Here is a 16,406-nt window from a genome sequence, read left to right on the forward strand (position 1 = left end):
TACTTTTCCATCACAAACATCCCTTATATCTAAATTAATGAAAAAGCAAAAATAGAGTTCGAAATAAAATAATTGATGTAAGATTTATCTTTTATTGAAAAGATTTTTGTTACGCAGAAGTCAAAATTGAACAAACGGGAAAAATCATTAATAATATATGATTCAGATTATTCAACTACATATAATAATAGAGTTATGAATAAGAATAATATTCTAAAGTTACTTAATTGTTGGATTACTGAAGTAATTTTCTAAAATTGTCCTCTGCTCTGTCGTCAAATTAGCTTTGGGATGATAACCGATGTAAGAAGGCAAAGGCATTTGCAAATCGCGTACTGTAGAAATTGTTTTTTCAATGGCATTTTGTTTGAGGTCCTTGTTGTAAGAACCCCATTCTGAAAAATTGAGATACTCGCGCCCTTCATTAATATGATCTTTAACCGCCCAAGAAATCGGAGCGATATAAGAATAATTAGGATATTTGGTTTCGTTGGAATGGCAATCGTAGCAAGCATTCTTTAAAATTGATTTGACATTTTCTGGTGTATTGTTAATATCCACAAAATTATTATTCTTATCAATAGCTTTATTGTCTCTATTAATAGGAATCAACTGAATTGCCAGAAAAACAACAGCTATCCAAAAAATTATCTTTTTCAATTGATTGGTTGTTCTTCTAAGGTTAAATCCCAGTTTTCATTGATTTCCCACATCTGACGGACATTAATCTTGCTCAATACTTCTTTATCTCCAGATTTTTTGAACAGATAAGCATCTTCTGCCATAGTTTCATTAGCAAAATCTGAACTATCCCAAATTCCATTCTCATTATTATCTACCAAGATTCTTAATTTATAAGTTCCAGGTTTTAGATTGACGAATTTGACATCTGCCTGATTGGTATATTGCTGGTAAGCCGGTTCATTTTTATCATTAAGAAGCTGAATCCAAAATTTTTGAGCTGGCAGATTCTTAAGATGTGCCGCAAAACTACCAAAGTCTTCCGCTTTTGCAACTTCGAAATCGAAACGTACACTTTCACTGGATCTATTATAGAAAGAGCTCAAGGTGTTTTTCGGAACCGTTAGCTGATATTTTTTCCCAATTATGAAATTTGATTTGACAATAACTTGGGTTGAATCCAATTCTGAAATCTTGGCAGCGAAGTCCTGAGCAATACTATCCGACTCCAATTTCCAGTTTTCCGGTTGGATTTTATTAATGATATAATTAGATGAAAATCTGAAATCTGTCTCTGGCGCTAAATTATTAGAAAAAGGATTCGCAATTGTCATTTCATCCTTTGCTGGTTTTTTATAAAAAATAGAAACCGTGTCTTGCTTAGAACCTATATCATAAGAAAACTTAAGATTTTCGCTGACTGTCGCTCCAATATTTTCTTTTGTCGCATCGAACCAAATTTTTACCGAATCAGATTTTGATTTGTGAGTAATCTTATAATCCGCAGGTTTTTCACCAACCTTTTTCACCACGACTTTTTCAGGATTACCTTCAAATGTCATCAAAACTCCACCTGTAGAAATAGACATTTCTTTATACTTTGCAGTTTTTTTGGAGGGAAAAGTTTTTAATTTCAAACCAGAAATACTTTTTTCCAGATTGATTTCTTCTTTTTGAAATGCAACACCTTCTTTTCCAATATCGTAGATTGAATTGGAGTTTTCATCGTCAAAACCAACAACCTTGTATTTTCCAGGCGTAAGATAATTCAGCTCAAAATAACCATCAGGATCTGCTTTACTAATATAGTAAGGCTTTTGACGATAGTTCATCGTATCCTTTACTTGATAAAGTCCAACAACAAGATTTTTATCTTTTCCTTCTGAGTTTTTTTCATTTCCAAGAGCGTCAGTAATTGTTCCACTGATGTACAGATCATCCAACTTCTCCCCCGTTGAAAATGCAAAATTGAAATAAGGCAAAACATTACTTTCATTAAGATCCACAATAGAGTTTCCAAAATTGAAGTTATAAGTTGTGTTGGCTTGCAGGGTATCTTTCCATTGGATTTCCAAATATTTGTTTCCCAAAGAGGAAGGAATAATTTTGGTGTATTGAATTGGTGGAGAAATGATCAGATTCTTACTAATATCCTTCAAAGTAATATATTCATCAAAATCTATCCTGAGTTCTTTTGTATTTCTAGAAACACCCACTCTTGCTGAATCAATATTAGAACCTATCATTTTTGGAGCGATAGAATCTTTTGCTCCACCAACGGGAGAACCAACTCTGGCACAACTTACCAAAATCAACGACGCAAAAAGCCAAAGAAAAAACTGCTTCATTATTATATATAGATGTTAGATTTCAGATATTAGACTAAAATCTATTTTACTTGACCGCAAAAATAAGCAAACTTTGAGATAAAACGCTTTCAACAATTGTAAAGTAAGTTAAAATAGAAACAAAAAAATGAGTTTTAAAACTAAAACTCATTATAGATATGTTTCAAAATATCTTTATCCATTTCTGTCAATAGAATTTTTCTACGTTCCATCGCTTTTTCGGCAACTTCATAAGATTTTTCCAGTTTGAATTTTTCATCACCTTTCATTCCGCCCCAAGAAAAGCTCTCTACAAGATTAGGAGGAAAACCAGACTTGAAAACATTAGCAGCAACACCAACTACAGTTCCCGTGTTCAGTTGTGTGTTGATTGCAGTCTTGGAATGATCTCCCATAACCAAACCGCAAAATTGCAAACCTGTGTCTAGAAATCTTTTCTTTTTGTAATTCCAAAGTTTTACGGATGCGTAATTATTTTTAAGATTCGAAGAATTGGTATCTGCGCCCAGATTACACCATTCTCCAATCACCGAATTTCCTACAAAACCGTCGTGCCCTTTATTTGTATAACCAAAAATCACAATATTATTGACTTCTCCCCCAACTTTGGAATGAGGCCCAATCGTTGTTCCCCCATACAATTTGGTTCCAAGATTAATTTTAGAATCTTCGCAAAGCGCCAGAGAACCACGGATATTAGAACCCTCCATAATCTCTGCATTTTTTCCAATGTAGATTTTTCCCGTTTTGCAATTGAGAGTAGAAAATTCAACTGTTGCGCCTTCTTCTATGAAAAGATTTTCTTTTTCGCCGATAAATCCATTAGTTGAAGACAATTCCTGAGACGTTCTCCCTTCAGTCATCAATTTGAAATCGAAATCAATCGCAAAATCATTATTCGAAAAAATATCGGTTGGTTTTTCTATGAATAATAATTTCTCGTGAATATCCGTCATCTTATTGATTTGATTCAGAGAAAAATTGTCCATATTGATATTCGCTACCAAAACTTCGTTATCATAAACCAAAGCTTCGCCAGGCTGAAGTTCTTTGATTTGTTTCAAAACCTCATCTGATGGAAAGAAATTGGAAACAATGAAAAGACTTTGTTTTGGCTCTGGTTTCCTGAATTTATTCTGAAGAAAATCCTCGGTAATGTAAAAAACCTCATCTATTTCTAAGAGTTTTTTCCATCTTTCTGCAAAAGTCAGGATGCCCATTCGCATTTCTGCAACGGGTCTTGTAAAAGTGAGTGGAAGAAAATCTTCCCAATATTGTGCGTCGGAAAATACTAATTGCATTCTTTATAGATATTAGATGTGAGATATTAGATGTTAGACAGAAGTGCAAAAAAATCTAATTTCTAACTTCTAAAGTCTAATTTCTATCTCCAGCAAAAATAACAAAAAAACCTCTCGGAAAATCCGAAAGGTTTTGATATTTTTAAAAACAGACTAAGATTACTTAGCGAATTTTTTGTATTTGTTCATAAACTTATCAACTCTACCTGCAGTATCAACCAATTTAGTTTTTCCTGTGTAGAAAGGGTGAGAAGTAGAAGAGATTTCCATTTTGATCAAAGGATATTCAGTTCCTTCGAACTCGATAGTATCTTTTGTATCAGCTGTAGATTTGCAAAGGAACATCTCGTCGTTGCTCATATCTTTGAAAACTACTAATCTATAATTTTCTGGGTGTATGCCTTGTTTCATTTTCAGAAGTTTTAAAATTTGTTATAATATGAGCGTGGACTAATGGATCCGACAACTCTGGTTTTGAGGATGCAAAAATAGGAATTATTTTTTATTCTGCAAATATTATTTATCTAAAATTAAAAAATATCGAATCTACTTAGCTTGTTAAAATAACAAACAATTAAAACCACATAGTCACATAGAAAATCACAATATTTAAGTGCAAAAAAGAAAAAAACAGGAAACAATGTTGGCTATTATTCGTTTTGTTTTCACTAAACTTATGTGTCTATATGGTCATAAAACAATTTTATCAGTTTTACATTAATAAACAGTTATCAGTATTGCTATTACAAATTAGTTTCTTTATTTTTATCCCAAACTAAAAATTGAAAATTAATGTCAATACTTACTTACGAGAATTACACAACTGCCGTAAAAAATTGGGCAGCAATCAAATCCAATTATTCTGAAATCCAAAAAATCATATCTCCAGAACAAGTTTTCATCTTGTCTCGTGAACAAATCGAATGGTTTGATAAAGAGAACGAAGCAGAAACTTATTTCCGTGCAGACATCGGTGTTTGGGAAAATCAATTAGTTTTGATTCTTACACCTAGAACCAGCGCTGGCGATGTCAAAACTTTAGAAAATTATGAGTTCGCTACACTACAATTTCTTGAAAGTGATTTGACTCTAAAGCAGACCAAAACTTATACTGTAACCAGTACTTATACTTTGACAAAAGACCTGAGTAAAGGCAAAGAAGATTCTGACTTGGATTTCCCTGTTATGAACGAGCCGATTACAGGACAACTAAAAGCTATCGACGAAATAGAATCTTGGAAAGAAAATGCAATGGATTATTTGCAACGCGAATCTCTGGAGTTCAAAGGGCAAAGACTTTTCCAAAGTTTCTACATCCCAAAAGCAGATCTTTTGCACGATAAGCAAAACACACGAGATATCGTTTGCGTTTTTGGTTTCAAATATTCTGCAGTTTATGAAAGACTGTTAGCTACTTTGATTTTCATCAGTAATACAACAGGAGATAAAGTTGGAGCTCCAGGCGCAGTTTACGCAGTACAGCCTGATCCTTCTAATACATATGATTGGTCTAGACCTATTCCCCCATATAGTGCTTCAACTGGAGGTTAATTGAACTGTGGAACAATTTTACAATATTTCTGGAATAATCTCTGTTATTTTATTAGCAATTGCGCTAATAATTGGGATATCAAAATATAACTTACTATCAAAAAATGAAAAATGGTATATCTATTATATCATTTTCATTTCTTTGATAGAATTTTTATCATACACAATAACCTTCTTTGAAATAATTGGATTAAAATCTAGATTGTACCCTATATATATTACAGGAGAATTTTTTGTAGTTACTGGCATATTTATAAAAAAATTAAATCTTAGCAAATACTCTTATATAATCACAGGGTTAGTAAGTTTATTTTTTTTGACTGCAGATAGAGTATTTATCAAATATGGATATAATAATGATTATTCTAAAGCTATTTCCAACCTTATAATCATTAGTCTAATTGGATATTCTTTAATTCAAGACATAAAAAATGTAGAAAGTAAAAGTTCTTTTCAATTGATTGACAAGACGTTATTTTTATATTTTACTGTGAGTATTTTTATATTTATGCTTCAACATCAACTCATCAAATTTCCACTTGAATATTTTTCAGCTATTTGGGTTATAAATAATTTGATGTTGTGGGTTCTTTACAGTTTATTCATTAAAACATTCTTACAATTAAAGAAATAAAACTCAATATCATCTTTCTAATTGTGCTGATTCTCGTGTTGATAATCATCATCTCTTTTATGCTTTTAGCTTATAGAACTTTTATCCAAAGAATCGTTCAGGAAAAAGACCTACAATTCCAAGCTGAGATGGATCATCAGAAAGAATTATCGATCGAAAACATCAAAGGACAAGAAGACGAACGAAAGAGAATCGCCATTTCTGTACACGACGACATTGGAAACCGACTCAATATTCTTTCGCTTTGGCTCAATAATCTGGAACCAGAAAATCAAGAAGCTTCCAAAAAAGTGATTACAACACAGATTACAGAATTGATAGATTCTACAAGAAACATTTCGCATTCTCTTTATCCTGTGAATTTGGAAAAGTTGGGATTGGTTTTATATCTACAAGAATTGGTGACGAATCTTTCCCAAAATATAGAATTGATTCTTGACATCGATCCTAGATATCAGAAAAAAGACATTTTCACAGAAGTTCAAATTTACAGAGTGATTCAAGAGTTCACGACTAATGTGATTAAACATTCGACAGCAAATGAAGTGGTGGTTTATATCAGAAATCATCAGCAATATCTGACAATGATTATCACAGACAACGGAGAAAGTTTTGATTACGAAAAAGCAAAAAAAGGAATGGGTCTCAAAAATATAGAATCCCGAATTGTCTCTATGAAAGGCTTCTATAAATGGAAAAACCAAATTGGAAAACAAAGCCGACTAATCATTAATATCCCGCATTAACTATGAAGAATGAAACCATCAAACTCGTTTTGGTAGATGATGAACAACTCATTTTGGAAGGTATCAAAATGTTGCTTTCTGCCCAAACCAATATATCGGTGGATTATTCTACAACATCTGGCAACCAAATTCTGGAACACTTGGAAAACTTAGAAGCTGATAATTCCCCCGATATCCTAATGACAGATGTACAAATGGAGCCAATGGATGGTTTTCAACTAGTCGAGATTCTAAAAAAGAAATATCCAGAACTTAAGTTGATTATTCTTTCTTCTCATTATAAAAGTAGTGTTCTTGGTTATATGGTAAAACTGGGTGTTTCAGCATTTCTCCCGAAAAACTCCAGCAAAGCCACTTTTATAGAAGCCATAGAAGCAGTTCACAAAAACGGAATGTTTTTCACCAAAGAAGACCACGAGATGCTGCTGACTTATATGAACACGCCTTCTCGTAAAAAGTCTCTTTTCGATAACGAAGAAACATTGTCCAATCGGGAAATAGATGTGGTAAAACTCATCTGTGAAGAGAAAACCAATCAGGAAATTGCGGACATTCTTTTTCTAAGTCCAAGAACTGTGGAAAGTCACAGACAAAAAATTCTAGATAAAATTGGTGCCAAAAATACAGTCGGAATTGTGATTTATGCTGTTATTAATAACATCCACACGGTTCCAATCAAACTCTAAATTTTAAAAAAATTACGTATTTCTACGCTATCGCAATTCTGAAGATTGTTATTACTTTGAAAAAAAAACTAATAACCATTTTTTCAGAATGCCAAATTCATTAGAAATAAAAAACTCCACTAATTACATCATATCGGGCGAGGTTTCCTATATGACGATATTTTGCTCTAGCCATTATTTCTTTGTGAAACCTAACTCTATTTGGAAATCTAACAAACGAGGAATCTGCCCCATCGTAACAGTCTCTGCAATTGTCAAAACACCAAGAGGAACTTTCTCGGCAAAACCATACCTTACGTCAGGAACAACTCAGGGTAATTTTGAAGTTGTAGAACTGAAAGAAAATGTTTTTAAAGTCATAAAAATGAAGAGTGAAATCAATGAAAAAAATAGCATTCTTGACATCCACGAAAATAAGCATATAGAAAAACCATAAAAACTAAACCAACTTCATATTTCTAGAGTCTCATCAATTATTTGATGGGGCTTTTTTATTGATCAAAAGAAACAATCCGTATAAATACCTAATTGTAAAATTCATTATTTCTACTCTACTGTGCTTAAGCTACTCTTTACATCTTTGTCACAGTATAAAAATCGACAAAATGAAAAAGACATTCATTGCTTTATCGACATTTTTAATAAACACACTCTGTTTTGGACAAGTTGGCATCAACACGCAAACGCCTATGGCAACACTAGATATTGTTGCCAGCCCATCGGACGTAACAAAAATAGACGGCATCATTGCTCCCAGAATTACAGGCGATCAACTTAAAGCAAAAGATGCATTATATACAAAAACAACCTCTACCAATAGTGGACAGACAGGAGTTATTATATATGTTACAGATGCCGTTACAGGATCTCCATCAGGAAAAACTATCAATATTACAGAAGCAGGATATTATTACTTCAATGGAACTGTATGGAAAAAGTTAAGCGACTCCGGTTCTTCCGGAAGCAGTTATTCAAACAGCAGTCCTGGCGCAGTAAAAATCCGGGTGAACCAAACTGGATTCCTTACGCTTTCTGGGACTCAGTCTTTTGGATTATTAGCGCAAAATCAAGGCGTAAATATTAATCCAGAATATGTGACTGGTGTATACCCCGGCGGTGTAACCACAGGATCCCCAAAAGATATTATAACCACCACCAAAGGTTCCAACGGTTATGCTCTTCTAGAAGCTCCAATCAATGGAAATGGAAACACTTATCGTTTGAACATGGAATATGTAATGGGAAATAATCCTCCTTCTGAGTCCAAATATTTCAATGTAAGAGTTGAGTCTATTGGATCTGGCGCTATGATCTACGAAAACTCTATTGTGGTACCAGGACGTCTTGATACGGGTCATGTTGCACCATTTCAAGTGATGTTTACCACTATTGCAGATAGTGCATCAATTGGTGTTGGTTATAGGATTATTTTTCGAGTGGATACTGCCGCATCTACTGGTTTGCAAAGTAATATTGGTGTAAGAATTGTAGATATTGCCAGAATTAATCAATAAAACAAGCAATACTTCCTCCCTTGACAAGGAGCAATAAGTAGAAATACGTAATCATAAAATTAGTAATTAATACCCTACCTAAAAGCTATCAACAATAGTATTTTTGTAAAAGAAACAGACACAAATTCATATATAAAATGTACTAGATTCTAGAACTCATAATGATGAAAGCATTTAAATAAATTAAGATGAGTAGGACCAGCTTAATCACTTAAATGAAGAAATCCCTTTTAAAATTGAAAGGGATTTTACTTTTACTCTTATTTATTTTTAAAACTATTAATAGCATTCACCGTAAAATCCGAAAGAACCAGATTTCCACTAATTCCTGCTCTTTCTGCTAATAAGTCATCCCAATGATCTGTTCCTTTCCAGAAAATTTCTTTCAGTTGAGCCATTGCATCAGGATTTGATTTGGCTAATTTTTCAGCTAAAAAATTAATTTCCGCATCCATTTCTTCAGGTGTTTCATAAACATCTTGGTACATACTTTTTTCTTGCGCCCATTCTGCGGAATAAAATTCAGTCGCATTAATCGCTAATTGTGCGAAAGACGAAGTTCCAATTTTCTTTTCCACAACCGGCCCGATGACAAAAGGTCCAATTCCAACAGCTAATTCACTTAATTTGACAGAAGCGTTTTCTGTTGCAAATGTATAATCTGCAGCGCAGGCAATTCCAACACCTCCACCAACAGCTTTTCCGTGGATTCTTGCGATAATCAGTTTTGGAGATTTTCTCATTGCATTAATGACATTCGCAAAACCGGAAAAGAATGTTTTTCCAGTCTCGAAATCTTTGATTGAAATCAATTCGTCAAAAGACGCGCCTGCACAAAATACTTTTTCTCCTCCACTTTTCAGAATAATAACTTTAACTTCATCATTTTTACTAAGATTATTAATCTCTTCAACAAGATTTCTAAGTTGAGAACTCGGCATCGAATTACTTTGAGGATGAAAAAACTCGATGGTTCCGATTCCATTTTTTATGTTTGATTTTACGTAAGCTTCCATTAATTAATATTAAATAATTGAATTGTTAAAAGATTTAAAATATTGAATCGCAATCTTTTATCTTTATTCTTTCCTCTTGTTTCTTAAGTTTATTCTTGATTAAGTTTTTTAACCATTGTAAGAATTGTAGCAATCGCAACTGTTTCTCCGGTTTCGTCATAAACGTCAACCAACCAACGAACAATTCCTTTTGCAATATCTTCTTCGTCGCGTTTTTCCTGATTGATTTTTTCTTTGCAAGTAAACTTCACACCAATCGTCATTCCGGGATAAACAGGTTTCACAAAACGACATTCGTCCAAACCATAATTCAGTAAAACAGGACCTTTTCTTGCATCAACAAACAATCCTGCAGCTTTACTTAAGATGAAATATCCGTGAGCAACTCTGCCTTCGAAGATTGTTCCTTCCAAAGATGTTGCGTCCATATGCGCATAGAAATTGTCGCCAGAAACATTCGCAAAGTTAGTAATATCTGACTCTGTAACCGTATGTTTTGCCGTGATGTAAGTTTCGCCGATTTTCAATTCTTCAAAATGCTTTCTGAATGGATGAATGTTATCTTCCCATTGTTTTCCGCCGTATTGATATTGCTGAGTAATGTGTGTCAATGTCGTTGGCGAACCTTGAATCGCCGTGCGTTGCATATAATGAAGAACGCCGCGTTTTCCGCCCATTTCTTCTCCACCACCAGCTCTTCCGGGACCTCCGTGAATCAGCATTGGCAATGGCGAACCGTGACCTGTACTTTCTTTCGCACAATCGGAATTGAGAATCAAAATCCTTCCGTGCATTGATGCGGCTCCAATAACAAAATCTCTTGCAAAATCGTCATTAGCAGTCACAACCGAACAACAAAGCGAACCTTTCCCCATTCTTGCAAGTTCAATTGCTTCGTCCAAATTATTATATGGAATAATTGTACTAACAGGTCCAAAAGCTTCGATGTTATGACAATCTGTATATTTAAACGGATCTGAATTAAAGAATAAAATCGGAGAAATGAATGCGCCTTTGTTTTTGTCCGCACCTTTCACTTCAAAATTATCGAGATTCCCGAAAACGATTTCCTGAGTTTTGGATAATTCCTGAACTTTCTCAGAAACTTCTTTTACTTGATCTTTATTCGCCAAAGCTCCCATTCTCACACCTTCGACATTCGGGTCGCCAATGATAACTCCGGAAAGTCTTTGTCCAAGAGCAATCTGAACATCTTCCACCAAATTTGCAGGAACCAGCAATCGTCTGACTGCCGTACATTTTTGTCCAGCTTTGGTCGTCATTTCGCGTATTGCTTCTTTGATGAACAAATCAAATTCCGCAGTTCCTTGTTTTGCATCTTCGCCTAAAACCATTGCATTCAAAGAATCTGCTTCCAGATTAAATGGCACTGATTCTTCAACAATTTTTGGATGAGCTTTCAACATTTTTCCTGTAGAAGCTGAGCCTGTGAATGTCACAACATCTTCCATTGTCACATTATCCAAAATTCCGTTGGCTGAACCACAAATCAATTGCAGACTTCCTTCCGGTAAAATTTGTGAAGCGATGATTTCTTTAACAACAACTTCCGTCAAAAAACTTGTTGCTGTTGCTGGTTTTACAATCGCCGGAACACCGGCCAAAAGATTAACTGCAATTTTCTCCAACATCCCCCAAACCGGAAAATTAAAGGCATTGATATGAATTGCAACACCACGTTTCGGTGTACAAATATGATGACCTATGAATGTTCCTTCTTTCGAAAGTTTGACTGAATCTCCATCTATATAATAAGGTAAGTCAGGAAATTGTCTTCGAAGAGATGCATTAGAAAACAGATTTCCGATTCCGCCTTCGATGTCCACCCAAGAATCTGCTTTGGTTGCACCCGTTGCCCAACTGACTTTATAGAAAATATCTTTCTTTTCCATCAGATGAAAAGCGAGTTTCTTCAACATCAAACCTCTTTCTTGGAAAGTCAATTTTCTCAGAACCGGACCACCGACCTTTCTGGCGTAATCCATCATTTCCGCAAAATTCAAACCTTTGGAAGTCGCCGTTGCTACCAATTCCCCATTGATAGAATTATATAAAGCATGCCCTTCTCCCTCACCTTTTATCCATCTGCCGAGCGCGTAATTTTCTAGTTGCATATTCTTTTAGATTTATAGATAATAGACGGATAGATGAGAGACTTTTAATTACAGAACCAATTTTCTATTATCTATTAGTCTATCATCTATCTGTCTGTTTTAAACTTTCTCAATAATCACCGCAAAACCTTGCCCTAAACCGACACACATTGTTGCCAGCGCATATTTTTTATTTTGGTTTTGAAGTTCATACATTGCAGAATTCAAAATTCTTGCGCCGCTCATTCCGAGTGGATGTCCAAGCGCAATCGCACCGCCATTCGGATTGATTCTGGAATCATTATCGCCTAATCCCCAAGCTCTGATGCAAGCCAAACTTTGAGCTGCAAAAGCTTCATTCAGTTCAATAACGTCAATATCATTAAATCTCAATCCAGCTTTTTGCAATGCCAATTCAGATGCTTTGACCGGACCAATTCCCATAAATCTAGGTTCAACACCAACAACAGCGTTTGAAACAATTCTTGCTTTCGGTATTAATCCAAATTCTTTAATAGCATTTTCTGAAGCTAATAAATTAACCGCAGCGCCATCATTCAATCCGGAAGCATTTCCTGCAGTGACTGTTCCATCTTTTTTGAATGCTATTCTTAATTTTGACAATCCTTCCAAAGTTGTATCGTTCTTAGGAAATTCATCTTTGTCAAAAATTAAATCTTCTCCTTTTCTCTGCGGAATATTAATGCCAACAATTTCCTGAGATAATCTTCCGTTTTCCTGTGCAGCCTTAGCTTTTTGCTGAGAATTGAATGCAAATTTATCTTGGTCTTCCCGAGTAATATTATCTCTTTCAGCAAGATTTTCCGCCGTTTCGCCCATTGCATCCACGCCGTACATTTCTTTCATTTTCGGATTGATGAATCGCCAGCCGAAAGTCGTATCATAGATTTTTGCATCGCCACCAAAAGGACTTTCTGATTTTGAAATGACTAATGGTCCACGCGTCATATTTTCAACACCGCCAGAAATCATCAAATCCGCATCGCCAACTTGGATTGCTCTTGAAGCATTAATCGCCGCCGACAAACCTGAAGCACAAAGTCGGTTGATCGTTTCGCCCGGAACGTGATAATCCAAACCTGACAGTAGAGCTGACATTCTTGCGATATTTCGGTTGTCCTCTCCTGCTTGATTGGCACATCCTAAAACCACATCGTAGATTTTACTCTGGTCGATATTCGGGTTTCTTTCCAATAGTTTTTTGATAACAAAAGCCGCCATATCATCGGGACGAACGGAAGATAAACTTCCTTTTAGTTTTCCAATTGGCGTTCGGATGCCGTCTATTATATATGTTTGATTCATAGTTTTAACGCAAAGGCGCAATTATTTTTAATTTTAAACTGTTATAAGTCGCAAAGGCGGTTATTATTCTTACAAATACTATGTTTTTAAGTCGCAAACTTGATGTTGCTGATCATAAATTATTAACAACTCTTTTCACACTATCTTTATAAAAGTCAGTTCTGAAATTCATTAGCAAACCGAGTTTACATCCTATTATTTTCAAATATGTCAAAATCTGAGCTTTATGAACATCATTAAGAACATCAACTGTTTTGATTTCTATTATTAATTTATTCTCTATCAACAAATCTACTTTGTAAGCATTTTCTATTTTCAAATCGTCATAGATAATTGGTAAATATTTTTGTCTTTCAACTTGTAATCCTGCTTTCTTAATATCGTGAAATAAGCATTCCTCATAAACATTTTCAAATAATCCTGCTCCAAGTTTTTTATAAATATTAAATCCTAAATCAACAACAATTTTTGCTAACTCATTTTCATTCATTTGTGTGGTGTTTTTACATTAATTTGAAAATTTGCGACTTAAAGCAACGCTGTTTTTACTTATCTTTACGCCTTTGCGTTTAAATTTCGTAAAGTTTTTTTATTTTGTTTTACTAAGTTTCTAATAATTGGACTGCATCGGTAACGATCTTCGTGATAGAAATTATAAAGTTGATCCAATTCTTTTTCGAGATTATCCAAACCAAATTCGTCTGCCCACTGCAATAGTCCTTTTGGATAATTGACGCCTTTTGTCATTGCCAAATCGATGTCTTCTGCTGAAGCTATTCCTAGAAAATTAGCATCTGTGGCTTCATTCATCAGCATTACCAGTATTCTTTTAAAAATCGATTCTAATAATTCCGGATTCTCATTTGGTTTTGGTTGTTCAGAATTTGGAGAATAATCATAAAATCCTCTTCCTGATTTCTTTCCAAAAAATCCAGCTTCGAATAATCTTTTTTGTGTGAAAGATGGTTTGAATTTCGGATCATAAAAGAATTCTTTGAAAACACTTTCCGTCACTCTATAATTGACATCGTGACCAATAAAATCCATTAATTGAAATGGTCCCATTTTGAATCCTCCCAAACTTGTCATTGCAAAATCAATGGTGGCACAGTCAGCTATTCCTTCTTCTAAAATCCTAATTGCTTCTCCATAAAAAGGTCTTGCTACGCGATTGACGATAAAACCAGGTGTATCTTTTGCAATAACTGGTAATTTCTTCCAACTTTCTACTAAGGTTTTCGTCTTTGAAATTAAATATTTATCCGTCTGAACCGCAGGAATAATCTCCACCAAAGCCATCAAAGGTGCCGGATTGAAAAAATGAATTCCAATCACACGATTCGGTTTTTGACAAGCGAATGCAATGGATGCAATCGATAAAGATGAAGTATTGGTCGCCAAAATACAATCTTCCGAAACCAAGCTTTCTAATTTTTGGAACAATTCTTTTTTGATTTCCAAATCTTCAACAATCGCTTCGATGATTAATTCGGAAGTTTTTAATTCCGATAATTTATCGCTCAATCGAATATTATCGAAATAAGTTTCCGCTTTTTCATAAGTCAGCTTTCCTTTTTCTGCTAATTTCTGAAACTGAGCTTCAAGATTTTGTCCTGCTTTTTCTACAGCAATCGGATTGCTGTCATACAACAAAACCTGATTTCCTGCTGTTGCCAAAACCTGCGCAATTCCGCTTCCCATTGCTCCGCTACCGACTATTCCTATTTTCATTTCTTTTTGTAAATCTATTTTTTGAACGCAAAGTGCGCAAAGTTTTTTAAACTACTAAATGTTTTTAAGTTCTCAAAGGCGTAAAACTTAGCCAAGAACTCAAAGACTTATTATTAAATCTAACAACTATAAACCATCAACTAACAACTATTTAATGGCATTTAAAATAATCAAAAGGTTCTTTGCAATCATCACATTGATATAACGCTTTGCAGGCTGTGGAACCAAACTGACTTACCAAATGTGTATGTTTTGAGCCACAAAGCGGACATTCGATCTCATCTATTTTTGAAAATAATTCATCATTATTCTTTGAATAAACAGGTGGTGCGATGCCGTAAGCTTTCAGTTTTTGTTTTCCTTCTTCAGTCATCCAATCAGTGGTCCAAGCCGGACTTAATCGATTGGTCAATTTAATATTATTGAAACCCTTTTCAATAAGTTTCATTCTGATAGCAATATTAATCATCGATGTTGCAGGACAACCGGAATAAGTTGGCGTTACCACAATTTCGATTTCGTCTTCATTGAGATTCACATCTCGGATAATTCCCAAATCCAAAAGATTGAGAATAGGAACTTCCGGGTCGGGAACTTCTCCTAATATTTGCCAGATATGTTCTTCTGTAACTACCATTCCATATTAGGATAAGTGCGTTGCATCATTTGCATTTCTGCTAAGATGTAACCCATTTTCTCGGAGTGTTTTCCATCTTTTCCGCCAGTTAATTGTCTCGATTTTGAGAAATCGACAGACAAAGTTGCTTCATTCAGTATTTCCAGAACTTTGGTTTCCCATTTAGTTCGGAAAGTTCTGATATCAGGAATCATATTTTGTTCAATTAATTCTAATTCCCAGTTGGTTGGAATGAACATTTCGTCTGTGAAATCAATGATACTTTCAACTGATTTTTGAATTTTGTTATGACTTTCTTCTGTTCCATCGCCTAAACGAATCATCCATTCACTACTCCATTTTAAATGATAAGTCACTTCTTTCAAAGATTTTTCAGCAATGGAAGCTAATTTCAAATCAGAATGACTTTTAAGTTCAGTCAATAACAGATGATGATAAGCATCGAAGAAAAACTGTCTCACAATCGTATCTCCGAAATGTCCGTTTTCTCTTTCCACTAACAGTAGATTTTTGAATTCACGTTCGTTTCTCAGGAAAGCTAAATCGTCTTCTGTTTTCCCTTCATTCTGAATTTCTGCTGCATATTGATAATAGTTGGAAGATTCTCCCAACAAATCCAAAGCAATATTGGACATTGCAATATCCTGCTCCAAGACTGGTCCTTTTCCGCACCATTCGCAAAGACGCTGACCGAGAATCAAGCTTGTATCTGCGAGATGCAGAATATAATTGAGCCAGTTGTTTTTATTGTTTTCAATTGTCATTTAGTTCTTTACTTTTTTTAAAAATTTTGTAATAAATGATTACAACAGCTATGTAAACTACAATGTTAAGAAGTAGA

General features: G+C 34.5%; 17 protein-coding genes. 6 read left to right on the plus strand and 11 right to left on the minus strand.

What is annotated here, in order from left to right:
• Nucleotides 1-219 precede the first annotated feature (219 nt).
• The 4 genes from RTY06_RS01420 to RTY06_RS01435 all read right to left on the minus strand — a co-directional run bounded on the left by RTY06_RS01420 (nucleotide 220) and on the right by RTY06_RS01435 (nucleotide 4,021).
• Nucleotides 220-660 (minus strand): heme-binding domain-containing protein, encoded by a 441-nt coding sequence (locus RTY06_RS01420; RefSeq protein ID WP_312822277.1) that lies wholly within the window; start codon nucleotides 658-660, stop codon nucleotides 220-222.
• Nucleotides 657-2,309 carry an Ig-like domain-containing protein gene (locus tag RTY06_RS01425; protein WP_312822278.1) on the minus strand — a complete coding sequence of 551 codons (1,653 nt, stop codon included), beginning with the start codon at nucleotides 2,307-2,309 and terminating at the stop codon, nucleotides 657-659. Before RTY06_RS01425 ends, RTY06_RS01420 begins: the two co-directional genes overlap by 4 nt.
• Nucleotides 2,310-2,449: 140 nt before the next feature.
• Nucleotides 2,450-3,610: a GlmU family protein gene (locus RTY06_RS01430; RefSeq protein WP_312822280.1), complete on the minus strand. Its 1,161-nt coding sequence runs from the start codon at nucleotides 3,608-3,610 to the stop codon at nucleotides 2,450-2,452.
• Between the two features lie 159 nt (nucleotides 3,611-3,769).
• Nucleotides 3,770-4,021, minus strand: a complete 252-nt coding sequence (locus RTY06_RS01435; RefSeq protein ID WP_116037167.1) for a type B 50S ribosomal protein L31 — start codon at nucleotides 4,019-4,021, stop codon at nucleotides 3,770-3,772.
• Between the two features lie 381 nt (nucleotides 4,022-4,402).
• Here RTY06_RS01435 and RTY06_RS01440 point away from each other — a divergent pair, with 381 nt between their 5' ends.
• The 6 genes from RTY06_RS01440 (at nucleotide 4,403) to RTY06_RS01465 (ending at nucleotide 8,741) form a co-directional block, all read left to right on the plus strand.
• Nucleotides 4,403-5,161 carry a hypothetical protein gene (locus tag RTY06_RS01440; protein WP_312822283.1) on the plus strand — a complete coding sequence of 253 codons (759 nt, stop codon included), beginning with the start codon at nucleotides 4,403-4,405 and terminating at the stop codon, nucleotides 5,159-5,161.
• Nucleotides 5,162-5,168: 7 nt separating this feature from the next.
• Nucleotides 5,169-5,795 carry a hypothetical protein gene (locus tag RTY06_RS01445; protein ID WP_312822285.1) on the plus strand — a complete coding sequence of 209 codons (627 nt, stop codon included), beginning with the start codon at nucleotides 5,169-5,171 and terminating at the stop codon, nucleotides 5,793-5,795.
• Nucleotides 5,796-5,854: 59 nt separating this feature from the next.
• Entirely contained in the window at nucleotides 5,855-6,541 is a 687-nt protein-coding gene (locus RTY06_RS01450; protein ID WP_312822286.1) for an ATP-binding protein, read from the plus strand.
• Between the two features lie 2 nt (nucleotides 6,542-6,543).
• Nucleotides 6,544-7,227, plus strand: a complete 684-nt coding sequence (locus RTY06_RS01455; protein WP_312822288.1) for a response regulator transcription factor — start codon at nucleotides 6,544-6,546, stop codon at nucleotides 7,225-7,227.
• Nucleotides 7,228-7,315: 88 nt separating this feature from the next.
• Entirely contained in the window at nucleotides 7,316-7,663 is a 348-nt protein-coding gene (locus tag RTY06_RS01460; RefSeq protein ID WP_312822290.1) for a hypothetical protein, read from the plus strand.
• A gap of 169 nt (nucleotides 7,664-7,832) precedes the next feature.
• Nucleotides 7,833-8,741 carry a hypothetical protein gene (locus RTY06_RS01465; RefSeq protein ID WP_312822292.1) on the plus strand — a complete coding sequence of 303 codons (909 nt, stop codon included), beginning with the start codon at nucleotides 7,833-7,835 and terminating at the stop codon, nucleotides 8,739-8,741.
• Nucleotides 8,742-9,001: 260 nt separating this feature from the next.
• Here RTY06_RS01465 and RTY06_RS01470 read toward each other — a convergent pair whose 3' ends face one another.
• From RTY06_RS01470 to paaC, 7 genes are all read right to left on the minus strand, one after another.
• Nucleotides 9,002-9,757: an enoyl-CoA hydratase/isomerase family protein gene (locus RTY06_RS01470; RefSeq protein ID WP_312822294.1), complete on the minus strand. Its 756-nt coding sequence runs from the start codon at nucleotides 9,755-9,757 to the stop codon at nucleotides 9,002-9,004.
• An 89-nt stretch (nucleotides 9,758-9,846) separates the two neighbouring features.
• The gene (gene paaZ / locus RTY06_RS01475) at nucleotides 9,847-11,892 is read right to left on the minus strand and encodes a phenylacetic acid degradation bifunctional protein PaaZ (RefSeq protein WP_312822296.1); all 2,046 of its coding nucleotides are present in this window, start codon (nucleotides 11,890-11,892) and stop codon (nucleotides 9,847-9,849) included.
• 99 nt (nucleotides 11,893-11,991) lie between these two features.
• A complete protein-coding gene (pcaF, locus tag RTY06_RS01480; RefSeq protein ID WP_312822298.1) occupies nucleotides 11,992-13,197 on the minus strand; it encodes a 3-oxoadipyl-CoA thiolase in 1,206 nt (401 codons plus the stop codon).
• A gap of 112 nt (nucleotides 13,198-13,309) precedes the next feature.
• Nucleotides 13,310-13,687, minus strand: a complete 378-nt coding sequence (locus tag RTY06_RS01485) for a GxxExxY protein (protein WP_312822300.1) — start codon at nucleotides 13,685-13,687, stop codon at nucleotides 13,310-13,312.
• A gap of 65 nt (nucleotides 13,688-13,752) precedes the next feature.
• Nucleotides 13,753-14,928: a 3-hydroxyacyl-CoA dehydrogenase NAD-binding domain-containing protein gene (locus RTY06_RS01490; protein ID WP_312822302.1), complete on the minus strand. Its 1,176-nt coding sequence runs from the start codon at nucleotides 14,926-14,928 to the stop codon at nucleotides 13,753-13,755.
• A gap of 151 nt (nucleotides 14,929-15,079) precedes the next feature.
• The gene (gene paaD, locus RTY06_RS01495; RefSeq protein WP_312822303.1) at nucleotides 15,080-15,565 is read right to left on the minus strand and encodes a 1,2-phenylacetyl-CoA epoxidase subunit PaaD; all 486 of its coding nucleotides are present in this window, start codon (nucleotides 15,563-15,565) and stop codon (nucleotides 15,080-15,082) included.
• A complete protein-coding gene (paaC, locus tag RTY06_RS01500; RefSeq protein WP_312822305.1) occupies nucleotides 15,559-16,329 on the minus strand; it encodes a 1,2-phenylacetyl-CoA epoxidase subunit PaaC in 771 nt (256 codons plus the stop codon). The genes paaD and paaC overlap by 7 nt, the downstream gene beginning before the upstream one ends.
• Nucleotides 16,330-16,406: the final 77 nt, after the last annotated feature.

It is taken from the genome of Epilithonimonas sp. (assembly GCF_032055105.1).
In the GTDB taxonomy this organism is placed as follows: domain Bacteria; phylum Bacteroidota; class Bacteroidia; order Flavobacteriales; family Weeksellaceae; genus Epilithonimonas.

What these genes read in the sequence shown, in the direction of transcription:
- RTY06_RS01425 (WP_312822278.1), bottom strand. Translation starts at nt 2,309, where the DNA reads ATGAAGCAGTTTTTTCTTTGGCTTTTTGCGTCGTTGATTTTGGTAAGT.
- paaZ (WP_312822296.1), bottom strand. Translation starts at nt 11,892, where the DNA reads ATGCAACTAGAAAATTACGCGCTCGGCAGATGGATAAAAGGTGAGGGA.
- RTY06_RS01455 (WP_312822288.1), top strand. Translation starts at nt 6,544, where the DNA reads ATGAAGAATGAAACCATCAAACTCGTTTTGGTAGATGATGAACAACTC.
- RTY06_RS01470 (WP_312822294.1), bottom strand. Translation starts at nt 9,757, where the DNA reads ATGGAAGCTTACGTAAAATCAAACATAAAAAATGGAATCGGAACCATC.
- RTY06_RS01435 (WP_116037167.1), bottom strand. Translation starts at nt 4,021, where the DNA reads ATGAAACAAGGCATACACCCAGAAAATTATAGATTAGTAGTTTTCAAA.
- pcaF (WP_312822298.1), bottom strand. Translation starts at nt 13,197, where the DNA reads ATGAATCAAACATATATAATAGACGGCATCCGAACGCCAATTGGAAAA.
- RTY06_RS01460 (WP_312822290.1), top strand. Translation starts at nt 7,316, where the DNA reads ATGCCAAATTCATTAGAAATAAAAAACTCCACTAATTACATCATATCG.
- RTY06_RS01440 (WP_312822283.1), top strand. Translation starts at nt 4,403, where the DNA reads ATGTCAATACTTACTTACGAGAATTACACAACTGCCGTAAAAAATTGG.
- paaC (WP_312822305.1), bottom strand. Translation starts at nt 16,329, where the DNA reads ATGACAATTGAAAACAATAAAAACAACTGGCTCAATTATATTCTGCAT.
- paaD (WP_312822303.1), bottom strand. Translation starts at nt 15,565, where the DNA reads ATGGTAGTTACAGAAGAACATATCTGGCAAATATTAGGAGAAGTTCCC.
- RTY06_RS01430 (WP_312822280.1), bottom strand. Translation starts at nt 3,610, where the DNA reads ATGCAATTAGTATTTTCCGACGCACAATATTGGGAAGATTTTCTTCCA.
- RTY06_RS01490 (WP_312822302.1), bottom strand. Translation starts at nt 14,928, where the DNA reads ATGAAAATAGGAATAGTCGGTAGCGGAGCAATGGGAAGCGGAATTGCG.
- RTY06_RS01485 (WP_312822300.1), bottom strand. Translation starts at nt 13,687, where the DNA reads ATGAATGAAAATGAGTTAGCAAAAATTGTTGTTGATTTAGGATTTAAT.
- RTY06_RS01465 (WP_312822292.1), top strand. Translation starts at nt 7,833, where the DNA reads ATGAAAAAGACATTCATTGCTTTATCGACATTTTTAATAAACACACTC.
- RTY06_RS01450 (WP_312822286.1), top strand. Translation starts at nt 5,855, where the DNA reads ATGCTTTTAGCTTATAGAACTTTTATCCAAAGAATCGTTCAGGAAAAA.